19 protein-coding genes are annotated in these 17,617 nt (G+C 50.0%); 15 read left to right on the top strand and 4 right to left on the bottom strand.

Translation table 11 applies throughout. The features are described from left to right. The first annotated feature begins 23 nt into the window (after positions 1 to 23). From BMX45_RS03805 to bshB2, 7 genes are all read left to right on the top strand, one after another. On the top strand, positions 24 to 1,025 hold the full coding sequence (locus BMX45_RS03805) for a Gfo/Idh/MocA family protein (RefSeq protein ID WP_090908562.1): 1,002 nt from the start codon (positions 24 to 26) through the stop codon (positions 1,023 to 1,025). A 22-nt stretch (positions 1,026 to 1,047) separates the two neighbouring features. After that, positions 1,048 to 1,995 (top strand): AraC family transcriptional regulator, encoded by a 948-nt coding sequence (locus tag BMX45_RS03810; protein WP_015735934.1) that lies wholly within the window; start codon positions 1,048 to 1,050, stop codon positions 1,993 to 1,995. Between the two features lie 14 nt (positions 1,996 to 2,009). Then, entirely contained in the window at positions 2,010 to 3,098 is a 1,089-nt protein-coding gene (locus tag BMX45_RS03815) for a Gfo/Idh/MocA family protein (protein WP_090908563.1), read from the top strand. 191 nt (positions 3,099 to 3,289) lie between these two features. Further along, complete coding sequence (locus BMX45_RS03820) at positions 3,290 to 4,084, top strand: helix-turn-helix transcriptional regulator (protein ID WP_090908789.1); 795 nt, start codon at positions 3,290 to 3,292, stop codon at positions 4,082 to 4,084. 185 nt (positions 4,085 to 4,269) lie between these two features. Continuing rightward, positions 4,270 to 4,761, top strand: coding sequence for a 2-thiouracil desulfurase family protein (locus tag BMX45_RS03825; RefSeq protein WP_090908790.1), 492 nt, complete (start codon positions 4,270 to 4,272; stop codon positions 4,759 to 4,761). Positions 4,762 to 4,864: 103 nt separating this feature from the next. Continuing rightward, positions 4,865 to 5,209, top strand: a complete 345-nt coding sequence (locus BMX45_RS03830; RefSeq protein WP_015735930.1) for a YojF family protein — start codon at positions 4,865 to 4,867, stop codon at positions 5,207 to 5,209. 22 nt (positions 5,210 to 5,231) lie between these two features. Then, complete coding sequence (gene bshB2 / locus BMX45_RS03835) at positions 5,232 to 5,888, top strand: bacillithiol biosynthesis deacetylase BshB2 (protein WP_009596037.1); 657 nt, start codon at positions 5,232 to 5,234, stop codon at positions 5,886 to 5,888. A 155-nt stretch (positions 5,889 to 6,043) separates the two neighbouring features. Here bshB2 and cdaS read toward each other — a convergent pair whose 3' ends face one another. Next, complete coding sequence (gene cdaS / locus BMX45_RS03840) at positions 6,044 to 6,661, bottom strand: sporulation-specific diadenylate cyclase CdaS (protein WP_090908564.1); 618 nt, start codon at positions 6,659 to 6,661, stop codon at positions 6,044 to 6,046. A gap of 241 nt (positions 6,662 to 6,902) precedes the next feature. Here cdaS and BMX45_RS03845 point away from each other — a divergent pair, with 241 nt between their 5' ends. Both BMX45_RS03845 and cysI read left to right on the top strand, forming a co-directional pair. Then, a complete protein-coding gene (locus BMX45_RS03845; protein ID WP_090908565.1) occupies positions 6,903 to 8,741 on the top strand; it encodes an assimilatory sulfite reductase (NADPH) flavoprotein subunit in 1,839 nt (612 codons plus the stop codon). A gap of 36 nt (positions 8,742 to 8,777) precedes the next feature. Beyond that, positions 8,778 to 10,502 (top strand): assimilatory sulfite reductase (NADPH) hemoprotein subunit, encoded by a 1,725-nt coding sequence (cysI, locus tag BMX45_RS03850; RefSeq protein ID WP_090908566.1) that lies wholly within the window; start codon positions 8,778 to 8,780, stop codon positions 10,500 to 10,502. A gap of 141 nt (positions 10,503 to 10,643) precedes the next feature. On the opposite strand, the gene BMX45_RS03855 is transcribed toward cysI, so the two are convergent. Continuing rightward, positions 10,644 to 11,852 (bottom strand): MFS transporter, encoded by a 1,209-nt coding sequence (locus BMX45_RS03855; RefSeq protein ID WP_090908567.1) that lies wholly within the window; start codon positions 11,850 to 11,852, stop codon positions 10,644 to 10,646. Positions 11,853 to 12,189: 337 nt separating this feature from the next. Here BMX45_RS03855 and BMX45_RS03860 point away from each other — a divergent pair, with 337 nt between their 5' ends. After that, positions 12,190 to 12,909 (top strand): YebC/PmpR family DNA-binding transcriptional regulator, encoded by a 720-nt coding sequence (locus tag BMX45_RS03860; protein WP_009596040.1) that lies wholly within the window; start codon positions 12,190 to 12,192, stop codon positions 12,907 to 12,909. Positions 12,910 to 13,004: 95 nt separating this feature from the next. On the opposite strand, the gene BMX45_RS03865 is transcribed toward BMX45_RS03860, so the two are convergent. Next, positions 13,005 to 14,225, bottom strand: coding sequence for a peptidase (locus tag BMX45_RS03865; RefSeq protein WP_090908568.1), 1,221 nt, complete (start codon positions 14,223 to 14,225; stop codon positions 13,005 to 13,007). 711 nt (positions 14,226 to 14,936) lie between these two features. On the opposite strand from BMX45_RS03865, the gene BMX45_RS03875 reads away from it, so the two are divergent. From BMX45_RS03875 to BMX45_RS03890, 5 genes are all read left to right on the top strand, one after another. After that, positions 14,937 to 15,458: a GNAT family N-acetyltransferase gene (locus BMX45_RS03875; protein ID WP_090908569.1), complete on the top strand. Its 522-nt coding sequence runs from the start codon at positions 14,937 to 14,939 to the stop codon at positions 15,456 to 15,458. A gap of 101 nt (positions 15,459 to 15,559) precedes the next feature. After that, positions 15,560 to 15,931 (top strand): hypothetical protein, encoded by a 372-nt coding sequence (locus BMX45_RS03880; RefSeq protein ID WP_090908570.1) that lies wholly within the window; start codon positions 15,560 to 15,562, stop codon positions 15,929 to 15,931. Next, positions 15,931 to 16,338 (top strand): GGDEF domain-containing protein, encoded by a 408-nt coding sequence (locus BMX45_RS03885; RefSeq protein ID WP_090908571.1) that lies wholly within the window; start codon positions 15,931 to 15,933, stop codon positions 16,336 to 16,338. The genes BMX45_RS03880 and BMX45_RS03885 overlap by 1 nt, the downstream gene beginning before the upstream one ends. Beyond that, positions 16,325 to 16,489: a hypothetical protein gene (locus BMX45_RS31570; protein ID WP_217648106.1), complete on the top strand. Its 165-nt coding sequence runs from the start codon at positions 16,325 to 16,327 to the stop codon at positions 16,487 to 16,489. The genes BMX45_RS03885 and BMX45_RS31570 overlap by 14 nt, the downstream gene beginning before the upstream one ends. Further along, complete coding sequence (locus BMX45_RS03890; RefSeq protein WP_090908572.1) at positions 16,486 to 17,118, top strand: YdcF family protein; 633 nt, start codon at positions 16,486 to 16,488, stop codon at positions 17,116 to 17,118. Before BMX45_RS31570 ends, BMX45_RS03890 begins: the two co-directional genes overlap by 4 nt. Positions 17,119 to 17,145: 27 nt before the next feature. Here BMX45_RS03890 and BMX45_RS03895 read toward each other — a convergent pair whose 3' ends face one another. Beyond that, positions 17,146 to 17,601: a hypothetical protein gene (locus BMX45_RS03895; RefSeq protein ID WP_090908573.1), complete on the bottom strand. Its 456-nt coding sequence runs from the start codon at positions 17,599 to 17,601 to the stop codon at positions 17,146 to 17,148. Between the last annotated feature and the right edge of the window lie 16 nt (positions 17,602 to 17,617).

Genomic DNA, 17,617 nt, shown 5'->3' on the forward strand with positions numbered 1-17,617 from the left:
TATTAGATACTGAGGTGACTAGAATGATCAGAATCGGAAAAATTAGTTATTGGCATGTGCACGCATGGGATTATACGAAACAAGCGCAGGAGCATCCCGATGCTCAGATCGTAGCGGTATGGGATGAGAATCCGGAGCGGGGAAGAGAAGCCGCCGAGAAGCAAGGCGTGCGTTTTCATGAATCGCTGGATGACATGCTGCAAAGCGACGATATTGATGCCGTGATCGTGGATGCCCCGACATCCATGCACAGAGAAGTCATGTTGAAGGCCGCAGCGGCAGGCAAGCATATTTTCACGGAAAAAGTAATTGCTGCAACCCTTCAGGAGGTCAATGATATCATGAAAGCCGTGAAGGAGAATCAGGTCAAATTCACGGTATCGCTGCCGCGGCTGAATGACGGTTATACGCTGGCGATCCGTGAGGTATTGGAGCAGGGATTGCTGGGAACCGTGACGCTCGTTCGCGTTCGCTTGTCCCACAATGGCGCAACCGCCGGTTGGCTGCCTGAGCATTTCTACAGCCTGGAGGAGTGCCGCGGGGGTGCCCTGATCGATCTGGGCTGCCATCCGATGTATTTGACGCGCCTGTTCCTTGGCGAGGAAGCCATTGACGTCCAAGCGAATTTCGGATACATAACGGGTAAAGAGGTAGAAGACAACGCCGTTGCCACGCTCTCTACGGCAGCGGGTGCCGTCGGCGTGGTGGAAGCCGGATTCGTTAACAACTTCTCTCCGTTCACGATCGAGATTCATGGCACGGATGGAACCATCCTGTACGGAACGCCGGATAGCAAGCTTCTGATTCGTTCAACGAAAAAAGAAGAGTACAAGGATGCGTGGGTGGAGTTGCCGGTACCGGCGAACCGCGCAAGCGCTTTTGAACAATGGATTTCTCATATTCAAGAAGATACCGTTGCCGAAGAAAATATCGCATACGCGGTTGAATTGACCAAGTTGATGGAGGCAGCCAATCGTTCGGCCAAGGAGCATCGCGCTGTTCGATTGGATGAACTTCAAGCATAAGATACAGGGATGATGCACCGGGATGAATAACCATTTTCCATACGAAATGATGAAAGAGCGGCAGGATGCCTTGGAGCGGCTTGATCTTAGGGTCTATTGGGGACGTTACGAGATCCGAGTCCTTCGGTTTCATCTCACCACCTTCCCGCCCGGGAAGATTGTCTCCTTCCATAAGCATGCGGAGTATGAATTTCATTTCATACCCCGCGGCAAGGGGACCGTTATTATGGAGGATGAGCCGTATGCGCTGCGGGAAGGGATGTTTTATTTAACGGGTCCGAACGTGCTTCATTATCAGGAAGCGGATACCGCGGAACCGATGGACGAATTATGCCTGCACGTCGACATCATTCCCCGCGATGAGATTTCCGAGCCTGAGAGCCCGGCACTGCCTGTTTCGGATCCTTGGGAAATGGCGGAAGCCGATGACTGCATGGAGAAGCTGAGAGAATTGCCGATGAAGCCGACGATGGACATCCATCGCGCGATGCCTTATTTTCTTGAGGCTTATCAGGCTTCGCAGGAGAAATATTCGGGTCTGTACACAACGATCAAGCAATGCCTTATTCAGATATTGCTGCGCGCTGTGCGCGCATATGAATCCGAGCCATCGGAAGCGGAGCTGCCTTCGCGCGATATGAAGGCTTACCGTTATCAATTGGCGCTGGAGTATATCCATGCGAATTCTTCGGGGGAGGTTGTGCTGGATGACGTCGCAGAGAAGCTGCATATCAGCTCAAGACAGCTGCAGCGGATATTCAAGGAACAAGCGGAAGGCCAGTCCTTCAGCGAGATCCTGGAACATGTCCGCCTGGAAGCCGTGTGCAGGAAGCTGATCGATACCAATTGGTCGATTGACAAAATCGCCATTCACGAAGGCTTCTCCAGCGGCAGTTATCTGCATACCGTTTTCCGAAAGAGATACGGATATACGCCAACAACATACCGAGCCATGAATGTGAAATTGTAGGGGGAGTATCAGCCATGGGCAAAACCATTCGAATTGGAATTATCGGAAGCGGCGGCATTGCGGGGGAACATGCAAAGTACTATAAACAAATTGACGATGTGCAAATTGTTGCCGTAGCTGATATTTTACCCGGCAGAGCCGATCAGTTTATTGAGCGCTGGGGATTGCAGGGAGCCATCGGATTCGATGACCACCGCAGATTGTTGGATCTTGACCTGGACGGCGTAAGCATCTGTACGCCGAACGTCGCTCATTACCGTACGACGATCGATGCGCTGTCGGCGGGCAAACACGTTATGCTTGAAAAACCGATGTCGGTCACTTTGGAAGAAGCGATCGAGATGGTTCAAATCTCGAAGAAGACCGGGAATATGCTTAATGTAGGTTTTCAGCCGCGATATGACCCGAACATGGGCATCATTAAGAATTTGATCCAGAACGGCGAGCTTGGAAAAGTGTACTATGTGGAAACCGGGGGCGGCCGCCGACGGGGAATGCCGGGCGGCACGTTTGTTCGCCAGGAAATCGCCGGGGCAGGCGCTATGGCGGACATCGGATGCTATTCCCTGGACATGGCGCTGAACGCCCTGGGATATCCCAAGCCATTAACGGTATCCGCTTATACGTCGAATTATTTCGGGACGAATCCCAAATACCATGCGGAAGCCGGAGCGTTTAACGTAGAGGATTTCGGGGTAGCCATCATTCGGTTTGAAGGCGACCTTGTGCTTAACTTTAAAACATCCTGGGCTATGCATATGGATACGCTCGGAGCAACGATGTTCTTGGGGACGGATGCGGGCATGAAGATTACGCCTGCAGGCTCAGGCCCTTGGAGCGGTGTATGGGACGGGAAGGTAGGATCGATTTCCTTGTTCCACGATATTCAGGGCCATCATACCGAAAGCGCAATACCGCTGATCAGCCATGAGCTGAATGTATTTCAGGAGAAAATCAAGGATTTCGTCAGCGCGGTGCGCGAAGGCAAACCGGCGCCGATTCCGGGTGAGCAGGTGCTTCGCAATCAAGCGATACTGGACGGTATTCTGCGATCCTCCCAAAGCAAAAAAGAAGTGGAAATCCATATTCCTGATATGGATTAAGCTGATGAAAGCCGTGCAAACAGCGCGGCTTTTTAGTTGCAATTTTAATTATTTAATTCGTGAATATAGCATTGCAAATGCTTCCATTTTTTAGATGGATATGATAGTATGAATGCGAACAATTGTTCTTCGAGAGAGATGAATTGGAATCCATACATAACATATCCGGTATGAAAGATGGTGCGGACCTGATGACTGATCGATATGGTGAAATCGATGAAGTAATCGCTTATATTCACAAGAATATTTACGAGCCTCTCCCATTATCAACGCTTGCGGATTACATAGGGTACAGTCCCTATCACTTCTCGCGTATATTCAAGGATCGAATCGGGCTGCCTCCGTTATATTATGTTTCATCGCTTCGCTTGGAGAAGGCAAAGGATTTGCTGTTACATACGCATCTAAGCATACGGGATATCGCCATGGAGATCGGCCAGCAGAGTCTGGGGACGTTTACGACACGATTCACGGAGAGGGTGGGGGTGACCCCTTCGCAATTCCGGAACTCTAAGGAGGAGGCCGACGAGCATCTGTTAGCCCTGCAGAAGCTGAACAGCTGGCGCGAGTCCATGCCGGTTGATAATCCCGATTTGACGGTTGAAGGCACGATCGAGGCCGCGGCTCCCTTTCAGGGCGTGATTTTGATCGGGCTGTTCGCCAAGCCGATCCCCGAAGGGTTTCCCCTATACGGTACTTTGCTTTCTTCCGTCGGCTCCTTTCGTTTCTCAGACGTCAGACCCGGCACTTATTATTTGATGGCTACTTCGGTCCCATGGGGCATGCAGGCGGTCGATTTTCTCCTTCCTCAGTCCACTACGCTGCGTACCCGTTCCAAGGAGCCCGTTATCGTAAAGCCGTACGCCAGGACGCCGCATCTACATGTTACGCTCCACGTTCCCCGGCTGGATGATCCGCCGATTCTGATTTCCTTGCCGATATTAATGAATCATTTCCTTAAGAGGGTTGCTCCCATGCTGAGATGAGCCATGATGGAGTGAAGCGGTTTGGTTCGTAAAAGAGATACACTTTTGGCATTAAGGGCTTCCGAACACCATGGCAGCTCTTTATTGCATTTCGTTGACATTTGGGTTCTGATTCATGATACTTGAATGAGGGCGAACGGCTTCGATTGTAAGTTTGTATGAACGAAAGATTTGAGGTGGCATCTGTGATTGTTGTAAGCTCATGTTTAGCCGGTATGAAAGTTCGCTATAATGCGACTGACAGCATGGATACGAATATTCAGCTGCTTGTTGAAGCGAAGAAAGCCGTAACCGTATGTCCCGAACTGCTGGGTGGATTCACCATCCCTCGAGAACCTGCGGAGATCGTTGGAGGGAACGGGGATGATGTACTGGAGGGTAATGCCAGAGTGGTGGAGCTATCGGGCAAAGACGTGACCGAGATGTATATCCAAGGTGCATACCAGGCTCTTCGAATGGCACAAGACCTTGGAGCCTTGCTGATTGTCCTGAAAGAGGGAAGTCCTTCCTGCGGAAGTGCCATGATTTATAACGGAGAATTTGACAATGTGAAACAGGCCGGTTATGGCGTGACTACGGCTCTTCTGCGCCGGGAAGGCTATACGGTTATATCTGAGCACGAGCTAAGCGTTTATGCGGCACAGCCGGAATACGCAACTCTCTTTGCCGAGAGATAATTTTGTTCATCGGTTTTGAGGGTTTTCGTCCTGCTCAATAATTATGATAGAATTATCATATCAACTGCTTATGGCGTAGTGATTCTTTATATTGGAGGGAAATATGGAACTCATAAATCAAACTGAAGTACAGCAAATGATCGATAAATTGAAGGATCAGGATTTATATATCCATCTTGAGATGACGACAGGCGCCTATGCTGCCCACTATGACAGCTCCAAACACCCGGCGGCTAATTTTATAACGAACGCAACGATTCGTTACAGTCATGGTTCCATATCCGGAAACGGGCCTTACCGGGTCGGATTGAAGATGGGCCAAGGCTGGGTATATACGGAAGGACTCACCCACTTCGAGCAGACGGACACCGAACGGCTCATCATGGCGGGTCATGACAGTCAGGGGAAACTGGTTGTCGCTTTGCAGCTGAGCCGGGAACCTTTTTAATAGAGAGAGGAGACGAGGATTGATGGAGCAAAACATACTGGTCGTATTGCCGCATCCGGATGACGAGGCTTTTGGTTTGTCCGGAACGCTGGCTAAATATATTATTGAAGGCGCACATGTAACCTACGCCTGTTTAACGCTGGGGGAAATGGGCCGCAATATGGGCATTCCTCCCTTCGCGAATCGCATTACGCTTCCAACGATACGCAAAGCGGAGCTGGAAGAATCCTGCAAAGCCATCGGCATACAGGATCTGAGATTGCTTGGTTTCCATGATAAAACGATTGAGTTCGAGGATCAGGACAAACTGGACGGCGTGATTGCTTCTCTGCTTCAGGAGATCAAGCCATCGCTGGTGTTCACGTTCTACCCTGGATACAGCGTACACCCCGATCATGATGCAACAGGCGCGGCCGTCATTCGAACGATTGGTCGGATGCCTGCCGAAGAAAGACCCGTGGTCCAATGTCTGGCTTTCTCCAACAACTGTGAACAGGAACTGGGTAAACCGGATGTCTACCAAGACGTATCCATGTTTATGGTGCAAAAGCTCAACTCCATTCAAGCTCATCGCTCTCAATTCCAAGCAGCCGAGCTGCTTGGCAAGAAACAGATGAAGGCCAAGGAAGTGGAGCAGCGCTTCGGAACGGAGCGTTTCTGGACCTATACCTTTGCTTAAAAGATCCATCATCGGTTGGATCCATAAAAAGAGCCGCAGACTCAGCATCTGCGGCTCTTTTTTTTCAAGGATTAGTCTAATGAGATATGTCGGCTTTGGTCAGGAAGGGTTACTCATCATTTGCTTATAGGAGGCAGATGAATCAACAGCCTATGCTAGGGGGTGCTGATGGATAAAGGATACATTGTGCCTTCCATGCAGAAGGAGGTTCTCCCGGTCTCTTCCGATACAACGAGAACCAAGGCATCACTGATCTCGGATAAGCCTATGGCTGCACGATGACGGGTGCCGAGCTTGCGATCCCCGTAGGTCTTGGCGGTTAACGGGAGCACGTTCGCAGCCGAAATAATCATATCTTTGCGCACGAGCACAGCTCCATCGTGGAGCGGACTGCCCGGAACGAATATGGATTCAAGCAGAGGGCTCGTGATTTCTGCCGACAAGGGAATGCCGGGCGTTATTAAGGAATCCAGACCGTCCTCTCGTTGAATAACAATTAACGCACCCAGATTTTTTTGGCTGAGATGGTATACAGATTTCGCGATTTCTTGATATTTGCTGGTGAAGGGGAAGAGAAAACAATTGAGATAATACGTTGATGAAATCGATTCGGCTTCCATGAACTTGGTTCGTATCGAGTCCAGCTCCCCTAGCAGGCAGGAGCCGTCCTGATCCAGATTGACGATAACCTGCTGCAGATGGCCCTTGATATCCGAGAGCTGTTCCTTTAATTTGCGTTTCAGCGGGGTAAAATTGCAGTCCTGATTGTGCATCCGATGTCTTCCTCCTTATCATTGGTATCATTACCATTCGGTGGTGGCGATATTCCATAATTCGGCTAGCTTTTATCCAGCAAACGTCGGGAAAACCGATTTATCAGGAAAACTGATAAATGCTATAAGAACATTGTAATTGACCGGTCCCGTAAGCTGTGATAGGTTCAGAGGAGCAATAAAATTAATTGTATCGCAATAGTGGGAATTAATAATGTGCGCTTTTGAGAGGTGGATATTGTTGGAACTTCAAGTAACGAACAGTCCTTTTAATCAGGAACAAGTGGAATTGCTGAATCGCTTACTGCCTACACTGACGGAATCCCAGCGGACGTGGCTGAGCGGCTTTATCGCTGCTTTGCAGGGAACGGCAGCCGCTGCGGCAGTTGCTGCTTCACCGCAAGCGAGTGCGGCGGCGGCCGTATCGGCACCGGTTGTGTCGGCTCCTAAAGAAGTCACCGTCCTATATGGGTCCCAGACGGGCAACGGTCATGGATTATCGAAAAAGTTATCGAAGAAGCTTGAAGAAGTCGGCTTGCAGGTCACCATGTCCTCGATGAGCGATTTCAAGCCGAACAACCTGAAGAAATTACAGAATCTCCTCATTATTGTAAGTACGCACGGAGAGGGCGAACCGCCGGATAACGCGATTCCATTCTATGAGTTCCTGCATAGCAAGCGGGCACCTCAGGTGGAGAATCTTCAATATTCCGTACTGGCGCTGGGGGATACCTCGTATGAATTTTTCTGCCAAACGGGTAAAGATTTCGACAAGCGCCTCGAGGAACTGGGCGGCAAACGGCTGACGCCAAGAGTAGACTGCGACGTGGATTTTGATGAATCGGCCGCGGAATGGATGAATCAGGTCCTCCTATCGTTGAATGAGGCCGGAGCGGGATCGGCCGTTGTTGAACATGTAAGCGCGGTAGCCCTGACCGACAGTACGGAATCGGAATATTCAAGAAGCAATCCGTTTCAAGCCGAGATTCTCGAAAATTTGAATTTGAACGGAAGAGGGTCTGACCGGGAAACCCGTCATATCGAACTATCGCTTGAAGGATCGAATCTGCAGTATGAGCCTGGCGACAGTTTAGGCATCTATCCGGAAAATCATCCGCAGCTGGTAGATGATCTCATCGCTGTCATGGGATGGAATGCAGACGAAGCGGTCGTTGTGAACAAAAGTGGCGAAGCGCGGACGCTGCGGGATGCCTTGCTCCGCCATTATGAAATTACGGTTCTCACGAAACCTCTGATTGAACAGGCGGCTAAGCTATCGGGGAGCGAAGGGCTTCAGAAACTGCTGCAGCCTGGACATGAGCAGGAACTTCGTGCCTATATCGAGGAACGGGATTTGCTGGATTTGGTACAGGATTATGGGCTGCAGCAAGTGGCGGCAAGCGATTTTGTATCCATTCTGCGCAAGATTCCGGCTCGTCTGTACTCGATCGCAAGCAGCTCCAAAGCGTTTCCGGATGAAGTCCATGTCACCGTTCGGACGGTCCGCTATGAAGCACACGGCCGCAACCGATACGGGGTGTGCTCGGTACAATTGGCAGAACGACTGGAAGCTGGCGATTCATTGCCGGTATACATTCAGCATAATCCGAATTTTAAGCTCCCCGAGAATCCGGACACCCCGATTATTATGATTGGACCCGGCACGGGCGTGGCCCCTTTTCGGGCTTTCCTGGGGGAACGGGAAGAGACGGGCGCAGAAGGGAAATCGTGGCTGTTCTACGGCGATCAGCATTTCACGACGGACTTCCTCTACCAGATCGAGTGGCAGCGCTGGTTGAAGGATGGGGTGTTGACTCGCATGGATGTTGCCTTCTCAAGGGATACGGACAAGAAAGTGTACGTGCAGCACCGGATGCTGGAGAACAGCAAGGAGCTGTACCAGTGGCTCCAAGAAGGGGCTTGCGTATATGTCTGCGGCGATGAGAAGAAAATGGCTCATGACGTGCACTCCGCGCTGGGGTCCATTCTTGAACAAGAAGGCGGGATGAGTCCGGAAGAAGCTGCGGAATATCTGACGCTCATGCAGCAACAGAAACGTTATCAGCGGGATGTGTATTGAGGTCATTCCCGTGGTTTTCGAGAGGAGAAAAGGAACATGTCTGATAATAACCTTGTATCACCGAATAGTGCGCCGCATAGCGATGTCGAGGACATCAAACGTCGAAGCAATTATCTGCGGGGCAGTCTTGTAGAAACATTAGAGGATCGCATTACGGCATCGATTCCCGAAGACGATAACCGCCTGATGAAATTCCACGGCAGCTATATGCAGGACGACCGGGACTTGCGAAACGAACGGCATAAGCAAAAGCTGGAGCCTGCTTATCAGTTCATGCTGCGCGTACGCGCAGCGGGCGGTGTCGTGACGCCGGAGCAATGGCTGATGATGGACCGCGTTGCCCAGAAGTATGCAAACGGCACGATTCGGTTGACAACGCGTCAATCCTTCCAGCTTCACGGTGTATTGAAGTGGAATATGAAGAGCACCATTAAAGAAGTCAATGAAGCCATGCTTAGCACGCTGGCCGCTTGCGGTGACGTTAACCGTAATGTCATGTGCAATCCGAACCCCGATCAATCCGAAATTCATTCGGAGGTATACGAGTGGGCACGCATGCTTAGCAGCCATCTCGATCCGCGTTCGCGTGCGTATCATGAGATTTGGCTGGACGGCGAGAAGATCGTGGATAGCACGCAGAATGGTGAGGAACAGGAGCCGATCTACGGCCCGGTGTACCTGCCGCGGAAATTCAAGATTGGGATGGCTGTGCCGCCTTCCAACGATGTCGATGTGTACTCCCAGGACCTCGGCTTCATAGCGATCGTGGAGGACGGCAAATTAAAAGGCTTTAACGTCTCGGTAGGCGGCGGCATGGGAATGACGCATGGTGATCCGCTAACCTATCCTCAAGTGGGGAAAGTCATTGGATTCTGCAAACCCGAGCAGATCGTGGACTTGGCCGAGAAAACGGTGACGATTCAGCGTGATTACGGAGACCGCGCAGTGCGGAAGCATGCCCGTTTCAAATATACGATTGATGACCGCGGCATCGATTGGTTCCTTAGCGAGCTGACCAGCCGTCTGGGATGGAAGCTGGAGGAGGCAAAGCCGTTCCATTTCGACCATAACGGCGATCGTTACGGCTGGGTAAAAGGCAGCAACGGCAAATGGCATTTCACGCTGTTCATCCAGAACGGGCGCGTGAAAGACGAGGCAGATTACCTGCTGATGACGGGTCTTCGCGAAATCGCCCAAATCCATAACGGCGATTTTCGATTGACGGCCAATCAGAATCTGATCATTGCCAATATCAGCAGCCACAAAAAGAAGAAGATTGAAGAACTCATCAAGCGTTACGGGCTGACGGACGGCCATCATTATACTGCGCTGCGCAGAAATTCCATGGCATGCGTAGCCTTGCCGACTTGTGGGTTAGCCATGGCCGAATCCGAGCGATATTTGCCGACGCTATTGGATAAAATCGATCCGATCCTGGAAGAGAACGGACTGAGCGAAGAGGACATCGTCATTCGAATGACAGGATGCCCGAACGGCTGTGCCAGACCGATGCTGGCCGAAATCGCGTTTATCGGCAAGGCACCAGGCAAATACAACATGTACCTGGGCGGCGGATTTTCCGGACACCGGCTGAACAAGCTTTATAAAGAGAACATCGGGGAGGCTGAGATTCTGGACTCCCTTCGCCAGATTATGAAGCAGTACGCACAAGAACGCGAAATCGGCGAGCGCTTGGGCGATTATGTCATCCGCGCCGGTTACGTGAAGGAAGTACTGGACGGTCAACAATTTCACGCGTAATTCTACACAGTTATTAACAAACCGGAGCTCTCTTAATGAAAAGCTCCGGTTTGTTATGTTCGTGTTGCCTCATTGTCCGTCTCGCTCCAAAATTCAAACCAAAGAGCCGCCTCTTGAAATGAGAGGCGGCTCTTTTTGTGCTCATTGCTCCAATACGCCGGCGGAGCTCGTTTTCTTTTTAAATAATGGGATCAGCAACGCCGATCCTGTGAGGAGCAAGAGTGCACTGGCCGCATAGACGAAGAACAAGGACAGTTGGTCTTTGAGCAATCCCCCCAGCGACATGCCCAGCACCATCATGCCCATAAAGATCGGGGTAAGGGCGCCGCCCACCCGACCAATATACGGCCCTTTCGCATTGTTTAGGATCAGGGTGTTGATTCCAATGTGGATGGAGGGATAAAAGAATCCGTTAAGCACCAAAAGCAGCAGCGTAAACATGATGTTTGTTGACCAGCCGATACCGAGGTTTCCGATAGCACTAACGGTCAGACCGAGAGCCAGTAAGGTTTGAGGGGTTATTTTCTTGGCAAATGCCATGACGAATCCCCCTCCGACAAGCATCGCCGCCCCATTGACGGTTAACAGCCATTGCAAAAATGATTTATCCTGCCCGAGGTTCTCAATCGTCACAAAAATCGCGAGCGGCTGGATAAGTCCCGATGCCAGGCCAGCGGCGGCGAAGGTCGCACCTAGTGTTCGGAGCGTTTGATTACTCCATACATAACGAAGGCCTTCGATAAGTTCTTGCTGGAGATTCTGGTGCTTGGATTGTGTCTCTTCCAGCATATCGCGAGGCAGTAAAGTCAGAATCAAGCCAGAACCCAGAAATAGGGCGCCTGTGGCGATCAGCGATATTTCAATGCCGTACTTCTGGTATACAAATGCGCCTGCGATCGGGCCGATGACCGTAAAGAAGGCAACCATGGATTGAAACATGGCCATTACGGATTGCAGCTGTTCAGCGGGCACATGCTGTTTGAACAGCTTCATCGCCGAGGGCTGGGAAAATTGTGACACGGTGGCAGAGAAGAACGTGAGTACCAGCAATGCCTGCCACGACCCGTTATGAACGGCGATCAGCACGAGAAATGCCGATAACGCGGACAAAACATCCGAACGGACCATGGTACGTTTAGGACGCCAGCGGTCCGCGAAAGTACCGCCGATGAAGGCAAACAAGAAAATAGGGGCAAATTCGGCTACGGATATGAGAGATACATACACAGGATTATTGCCTGTCATGTCCGTAACGTATAACAGAATGGCGAAGTTGCGAACCCAAATGCCGAGGTTCAAGAGTACGCGTGAGAACACAACGGTTCGGACATACGGGTTGTTAAGCATCATGAATGATTCTCCTTTCGTGACCTGCATCGTGCAGGCCGGACATCGTAAAAACAAGCGAATGCGAATTTCGTTGGTTGATACATAGACATAATAATATTATGTCTATAAATAATCAATAAAAATTTTGTGATGCCTTTAAATCGCTCGCCAAAAAGGCACTTCCCGCATCGGTTCATGCGCTTGAAGTGCCTTCGAACCTGATGATTATTACGGGTATGTGTCTATTTTCCGGATCTACGCTCTTAACCTTGTTCAAGGGACTTAATAGAGATATAATGGACAGGGGTATTTATTGAATACCGGCTTCAGATTCAATGATGAAAGAGAGTCGAAACGTATGGGCCGTAAATGGAATAATATTAAGGAAAAGAAAGCATCCAAGGATGCTAATACAAGTCGCGTATACGCGAAATTCGGTGTGGAAATTTATGTTGCCGCCAAAAAAGGCGAGCCGGATCCTGAATCCAACCGTGCGCTGAAGGTTGTTCTAGAGCGTGCCAAAACATACAATGTACCGAAAGCGATTATTGACCGCGCCCTGGATAAAGCCAAGGGCAGCGGGGACGAGAACTATGAAGAGCTTCGTTATGAAGGCTTTGGTCCGAACGGATCGATGATCATCGTCGATGCATTGACAAACAACGTCAATCGGACGGCGCCTGCCGTGCGCTCTGCCTTTAACAAGAACGGGGGCAATATGGGCGTCAGCGGTTCGGTGTCCTATATGTTTGATCCAACCGCCGTCATCGGAGTGGAAGGAAAGACGGCGGAGGAAGTCATGGATCTGCTGCTCGAAGCCGACCTGGATGTCCGCGACATCTTGGAAGAGGAAGAAGCTGTGATCGTCTACGCTGAACCGGATCAGTTCCATGCGGTTCAGGAAGCATTCAAAGCTGCTGGCATAACGGACTTTACCGTTGCCGAGCTGACGATGCTGGCACAGAATTTTGTGTCCCTGCCGGAAGAAGGACAGGCTCAGTTCGAGAAGCTGATCGATGCACTGGAAGACCTTGAGGATGTTCAGCAAGTTTATCACAACGTGGAGTTTGAGGAATAGTCGTTGGAGATCGATATCCTATTAAAAAACCATCGTATCCAGGAGTCCTGTGTACGATGGTTTTTTGCTGGGCAGATATTATTTTGGATTAACCCTTATTGGCCGGATTGAACAATGATGACTTCGGCCGAGGTGATGGCTGGAATGGACTTGGTCATGATAGGCGAGTGGTAGGCTACGACCTTCGTACCCGGTTTCAGTTCGGATTCCGTGCTGAGCCCCGCAATCACTTGCGTATCTTCGGAAACGTTAAGAATGACGTCATTCTCCGTTGATTGGTCGGAGCCTACATTGATATACAGCTGGTCTTTGGTCGTGCGGTCGGATGCTGCAACGGTGCCTTCGATTTTGGGAGCGGTCGTTTCCGAAACCACGATCTTATCAGCGTGAGTCCGGGCAGGATAAATCAGGGTCATCACTTGGATGTAATAGGCCTCGATGCGGAGATCTGCTTTCAAAGCTCCAGCCGTCAGCGGTTTACCTTTCGCATCGACGATTTCCGTATTCTCGTCTACGGTAAGGATCACGTAATTGACGCCGCCCGACTCCAGTGGCTGACCCATGAGGGTGATTTTGTTATCTGCCATGTCGGTAATGATACCGTTTGTGCCGGCAGGTTCTTCTTGTACAGGCTCTTCTGCTTGAGCTTGAACCCGAATGTAGTTGGTTGACGATTGAGGCGGCATGCTTAACGCCACATAAGGTCCGTAGAAAGCGCGAATGCTCATGCCGGTTTCCAGGCCACCTGCATTGAGCGTGCTGCCGTCTGCATTGATGATTGTCGCTTTTGGATCCAGATGAAGCAGAATAGTCTCTTCACTGTCGTTGTACAGATTGGTACCCTCGACCAGAATGCCTTGTTCGGTTACCTCAGTGATGGTTCCATCAATACCCGCAAAGTCTTTATCCTGAACGATGATCGTAAGCGCTGAGCCTTGAGCAGGCAGACTCTTGGTGATGTTCGGGCCATAGAAGGCTTTAATTGCTTTGTTCTTGTCCACAATCGTTTGGAGTTGGACCTTGTTTCCTTTGGCGTCGATGATTTTAGTGTCCTTGGAAATGGAGAGCTTGATTTCTTGTTGATCGGTGGCACCGAGACCACGGCCGGTGACCGTAATCCATTTGCCCGTTTTATCGTTTACGTATTCCGTTATGTAACCCATGGTTCCAGGAACGCTTTTCTTTGCCTGGTTCACGATGCTGCCTTGCCCCGTATGGACTGAAGCAGGAGGGGTGTCCTGTGCATTAGCGACTGCCGGCAGTGCTGCCATCGCCAGAATGGTAGCGGTTGTAAGTACTTTGTAGATTTTGTTCATGATAGGTTCCTCCAAGTGTAGAATATCCTAAAGGCTAGGATACAGCCAAGCCATGGCGAATTGGTAAAATGTACTTGCTGCACCTCTATAGACGGGAGATCTGTAGAAATGTTGCAGCACGGGCAGAAAAACATGCTGAACGATTCCGTTATTTAACTAGAAGACGGGGCAGCCGCATGAAACGTATGAACTTGGAGCACGTGACAGATTTGTGCAAGCTGACGAACGAAAGTTTCGGCTGGCCTATGGTTATTATAATCCGCACGATAGAATGGAATACTCGCTAACGGGATATCCCGGATGATATGGAGGAATGGATTCCGAGCGGAATGAACAACCATGTGAAGTGGAATGCAGGACATATCTATTTGACGCATCTGCAAGATACCACCCTTGTCTCCCTACACGACATCCAAAGGTTTAAAGTTATCCAGGATAGAAGAATTCTTAAGCTTCTGCTTATATCACGAAGGCATGCATTTTGATAAAATCAAATCGATATTAAGCCAAAATATCCAGTAATTTTACAATTAGTGAAGGAATTTCATACATAAAGTCGAATAAAGTATAAACAGCCTGCAGCAAGAAAGAAGGTGACCCGGCGTTATCAGGAAAGACAAAGAAAAGGATAAACGGCGAATCGCATTTGTCCCTGTATTGAAGTGTGAGCAAAGAGGACACGGAAATACAACTTGAAGAGGAGTCGGGCAAATGTATATCGTTACCGAAAGATTAGTGATTCGCGAGTTTGTACCAGGAGATTGGCAGGATGTTCTTCAATATACATCCGATCCCTTGGTGATGTTTTACATGCCGGAGCCGGTGCATACGGAAGAGACGGTAAAGGAATTTCTGGAGCAGAACAAGGGCGGGCAACCGCATCATTATGCCGTCATGCTGCAGAAGGAACAACGCGTGATCGGACACATGGTGTTTCATCCTTGCTTCGGCGAACATACTTACGAGATCGGCTGGGTCTTTCATTCGGCCTACCACGGTATGGGGTATGCTACGGAAGCAGCCAGAGCCTTGCTTCAGTATGGCTTCGAAGCATTGGGAGTACACCGGATCATCGCGACATGCCAGCCAGAGAACACGCCTTCGTATAAGGTGATGGAGAAGCTTGGTATGAGGAGAGAAGGCTGCTTTAGGCAGTGTATCCCTCGAGGCGAGGTTTGGTGGGATGAGTATTACTATGCTATGCTAAAGTCTGAATGGCGTACAATTTCATAGAACTGTTGTTATAATATGCTGTGCCCAATGTATCTCTTTATAACAATGAGATGCATTGGGCATTTGGTTTTAAATCTGTGAATAAGGGAAGTTGATAAGCAATGACTGAACAGGATGCACTTAATCGAAAGTTACTGACGGAGGGCGATTATGTAACGGATGAACCGATCGACCTGACCATTTGCGAAAAAGAACCTATTCACATTCCAGGATATATTCAGCCCCATGGCGTACTGCTTGCCATTAATCCTATCGACGATTTCAGGATCGCGCAGTGCAGCCGAAATACGGAGCAGCTGCTCGGGATCAGCGCCGAGTCCCTGTTGGGACAGAGCCTTGAGGAGTTTATCGGAAAAACGCAATTTGAGCTTATGATTCGCCGAGACCTTCAAGCAATAGCGACACCGGACTTACAATATATCAATCTTACGATTTCGGTTGCCAATGAGCCGATTGAATTTATCGGAAGCTGATGGTCGATATCGATGATTTCCGGTTGTATAACACGCTTCATGGTTTATACGGTGGCGATTTATGTTTGCAATGGATTGCCGACGCACTGAAAATCATAGGCGAATACTATGGAGCGGCCGTTTCGCGTTACGGCGGCGGAACCTTTATATTGAAGATCAAAGATACCGATCCCGGCCGAACCTATGAAGTGGCTGAGAAGCTACGTCAAGGCGTCCTGGCGCTCAGCATCCCCAAGGACCGAACGGAGGAAGACGGGTTTATGACGGTAAGCGTAGGAGCGGCTTGCCTAACGCCTGCCTCCATGCTGAGTCTTACCCATTTGACTGACGAAACGGAGAAAGCCATGCATATTGCCAAGAGCAAGGGGAAGAACAGAGTCACGCTATATGGATATGAAACGGATTGATGTCCGTTGGAACCAAGAGGAAGTTGGAATAATCAAAAGCCTGCAGCTCCATGATGGAGCCGCAGGCTTCTTTGCTGTATTATATCCCTGTACCCATGATGCTAAAATGAAGGCTGGAGTTGAACGAGTGGAAGTTGGAGGTGTTGCATGACCCGATTGATGCAGCTGCGGAAAGCAGGAAATAGAAGAAAGCGCATCTTGTTGAGAGTTTTGCTGGGACTGATAGCCATCATGCTGGTTTATTCGATTAATGTGGGATACACGATTTGGAAATATGCAGGGCGAACGGTGAATATTCCCTCCGATGCAGCGATCGTGCTGGGTGCCGCAGTATGGGCGGGGAAACCTTCGCCTGTATTTCAGGGGCGCATCGATCATGCGTTATGGCTGTATGATCAACAATACGTAGATAAGCTCATTTTTACAGGGGGACGCGGGTCGGAAGATGAAGTGGCCGAATCGGAAGCTGCCAAACAATATGCCATCGAACACGGCGTTCCGGAGAGGGATATCCTGGTCGAGACGAGTTCGGTGATCACCGAGCAAAACCTGTATTATGCCAACAAGATAGGCGATGCGGCAGGGCTGTCCTCGTATCTCATCGTGAGCGATCCGCTGCACATGAAGCGGGCGATGGTGATGGCTGAAGATATGGGTCTCGAAGCCAATCCTTCACCCGCGTCACGGAGCGCTTACCAAAGCGTAAGAAGCAAGCTCCCCTTTTTATGCAGAGAAGTCTTTTATTATATCGGTTATCATCTGACAAAACCCTTTCGATAAAAGATCCGATCATGCGCAGTTTGCGCGTTAGTCCAGACTTCCGAGATCGTTGGCAAGCATCTGATGGCTTTCCTTATCCGTTACCTTGTCGAGATAACTTGCCGCTTTTTGCTTGGATGCCAATGCATGCTCCTTGTTCCCCAGAACCAGATAGGCCCGCGCTTCCGCTTCGTATCCGTAACCGATGTAGAAGGGTTCGAGGTTAGCCGATGACCCGATCGTGATGCAGCGCTTGGCATAATGCAGTGCTTGATCGCCCTGACCCGTTACCGCGTATACTCGGGAGAGCTGCCAATACCCGATGGACAGGTTGCGCTCTGTATGATCCGCCACCCGGCTCCAATGCCAAAAGGAAGCATGACACATGTGAATCATGTTCTCTTCGTCTTCCGGCGTCCGCAGCTTCTTCTCCAGGATATCCCAGACCTGATTGAAGCAGTTTATTGCAAATTGTTTATGTAAGTTTGAATCTTGAATGTCCATGCCTATGTCCTCCGAT

It is taken from the genome of Paenibacillus sp. cl141a (assembly GCF_900109305.1).
GTDB lineage: Bacteria > Bacillota > Bacilli > Paenibacillales > Paenibacillaceae > Paenibacillus_AQ > Paenibacillus_AQ lautus_A.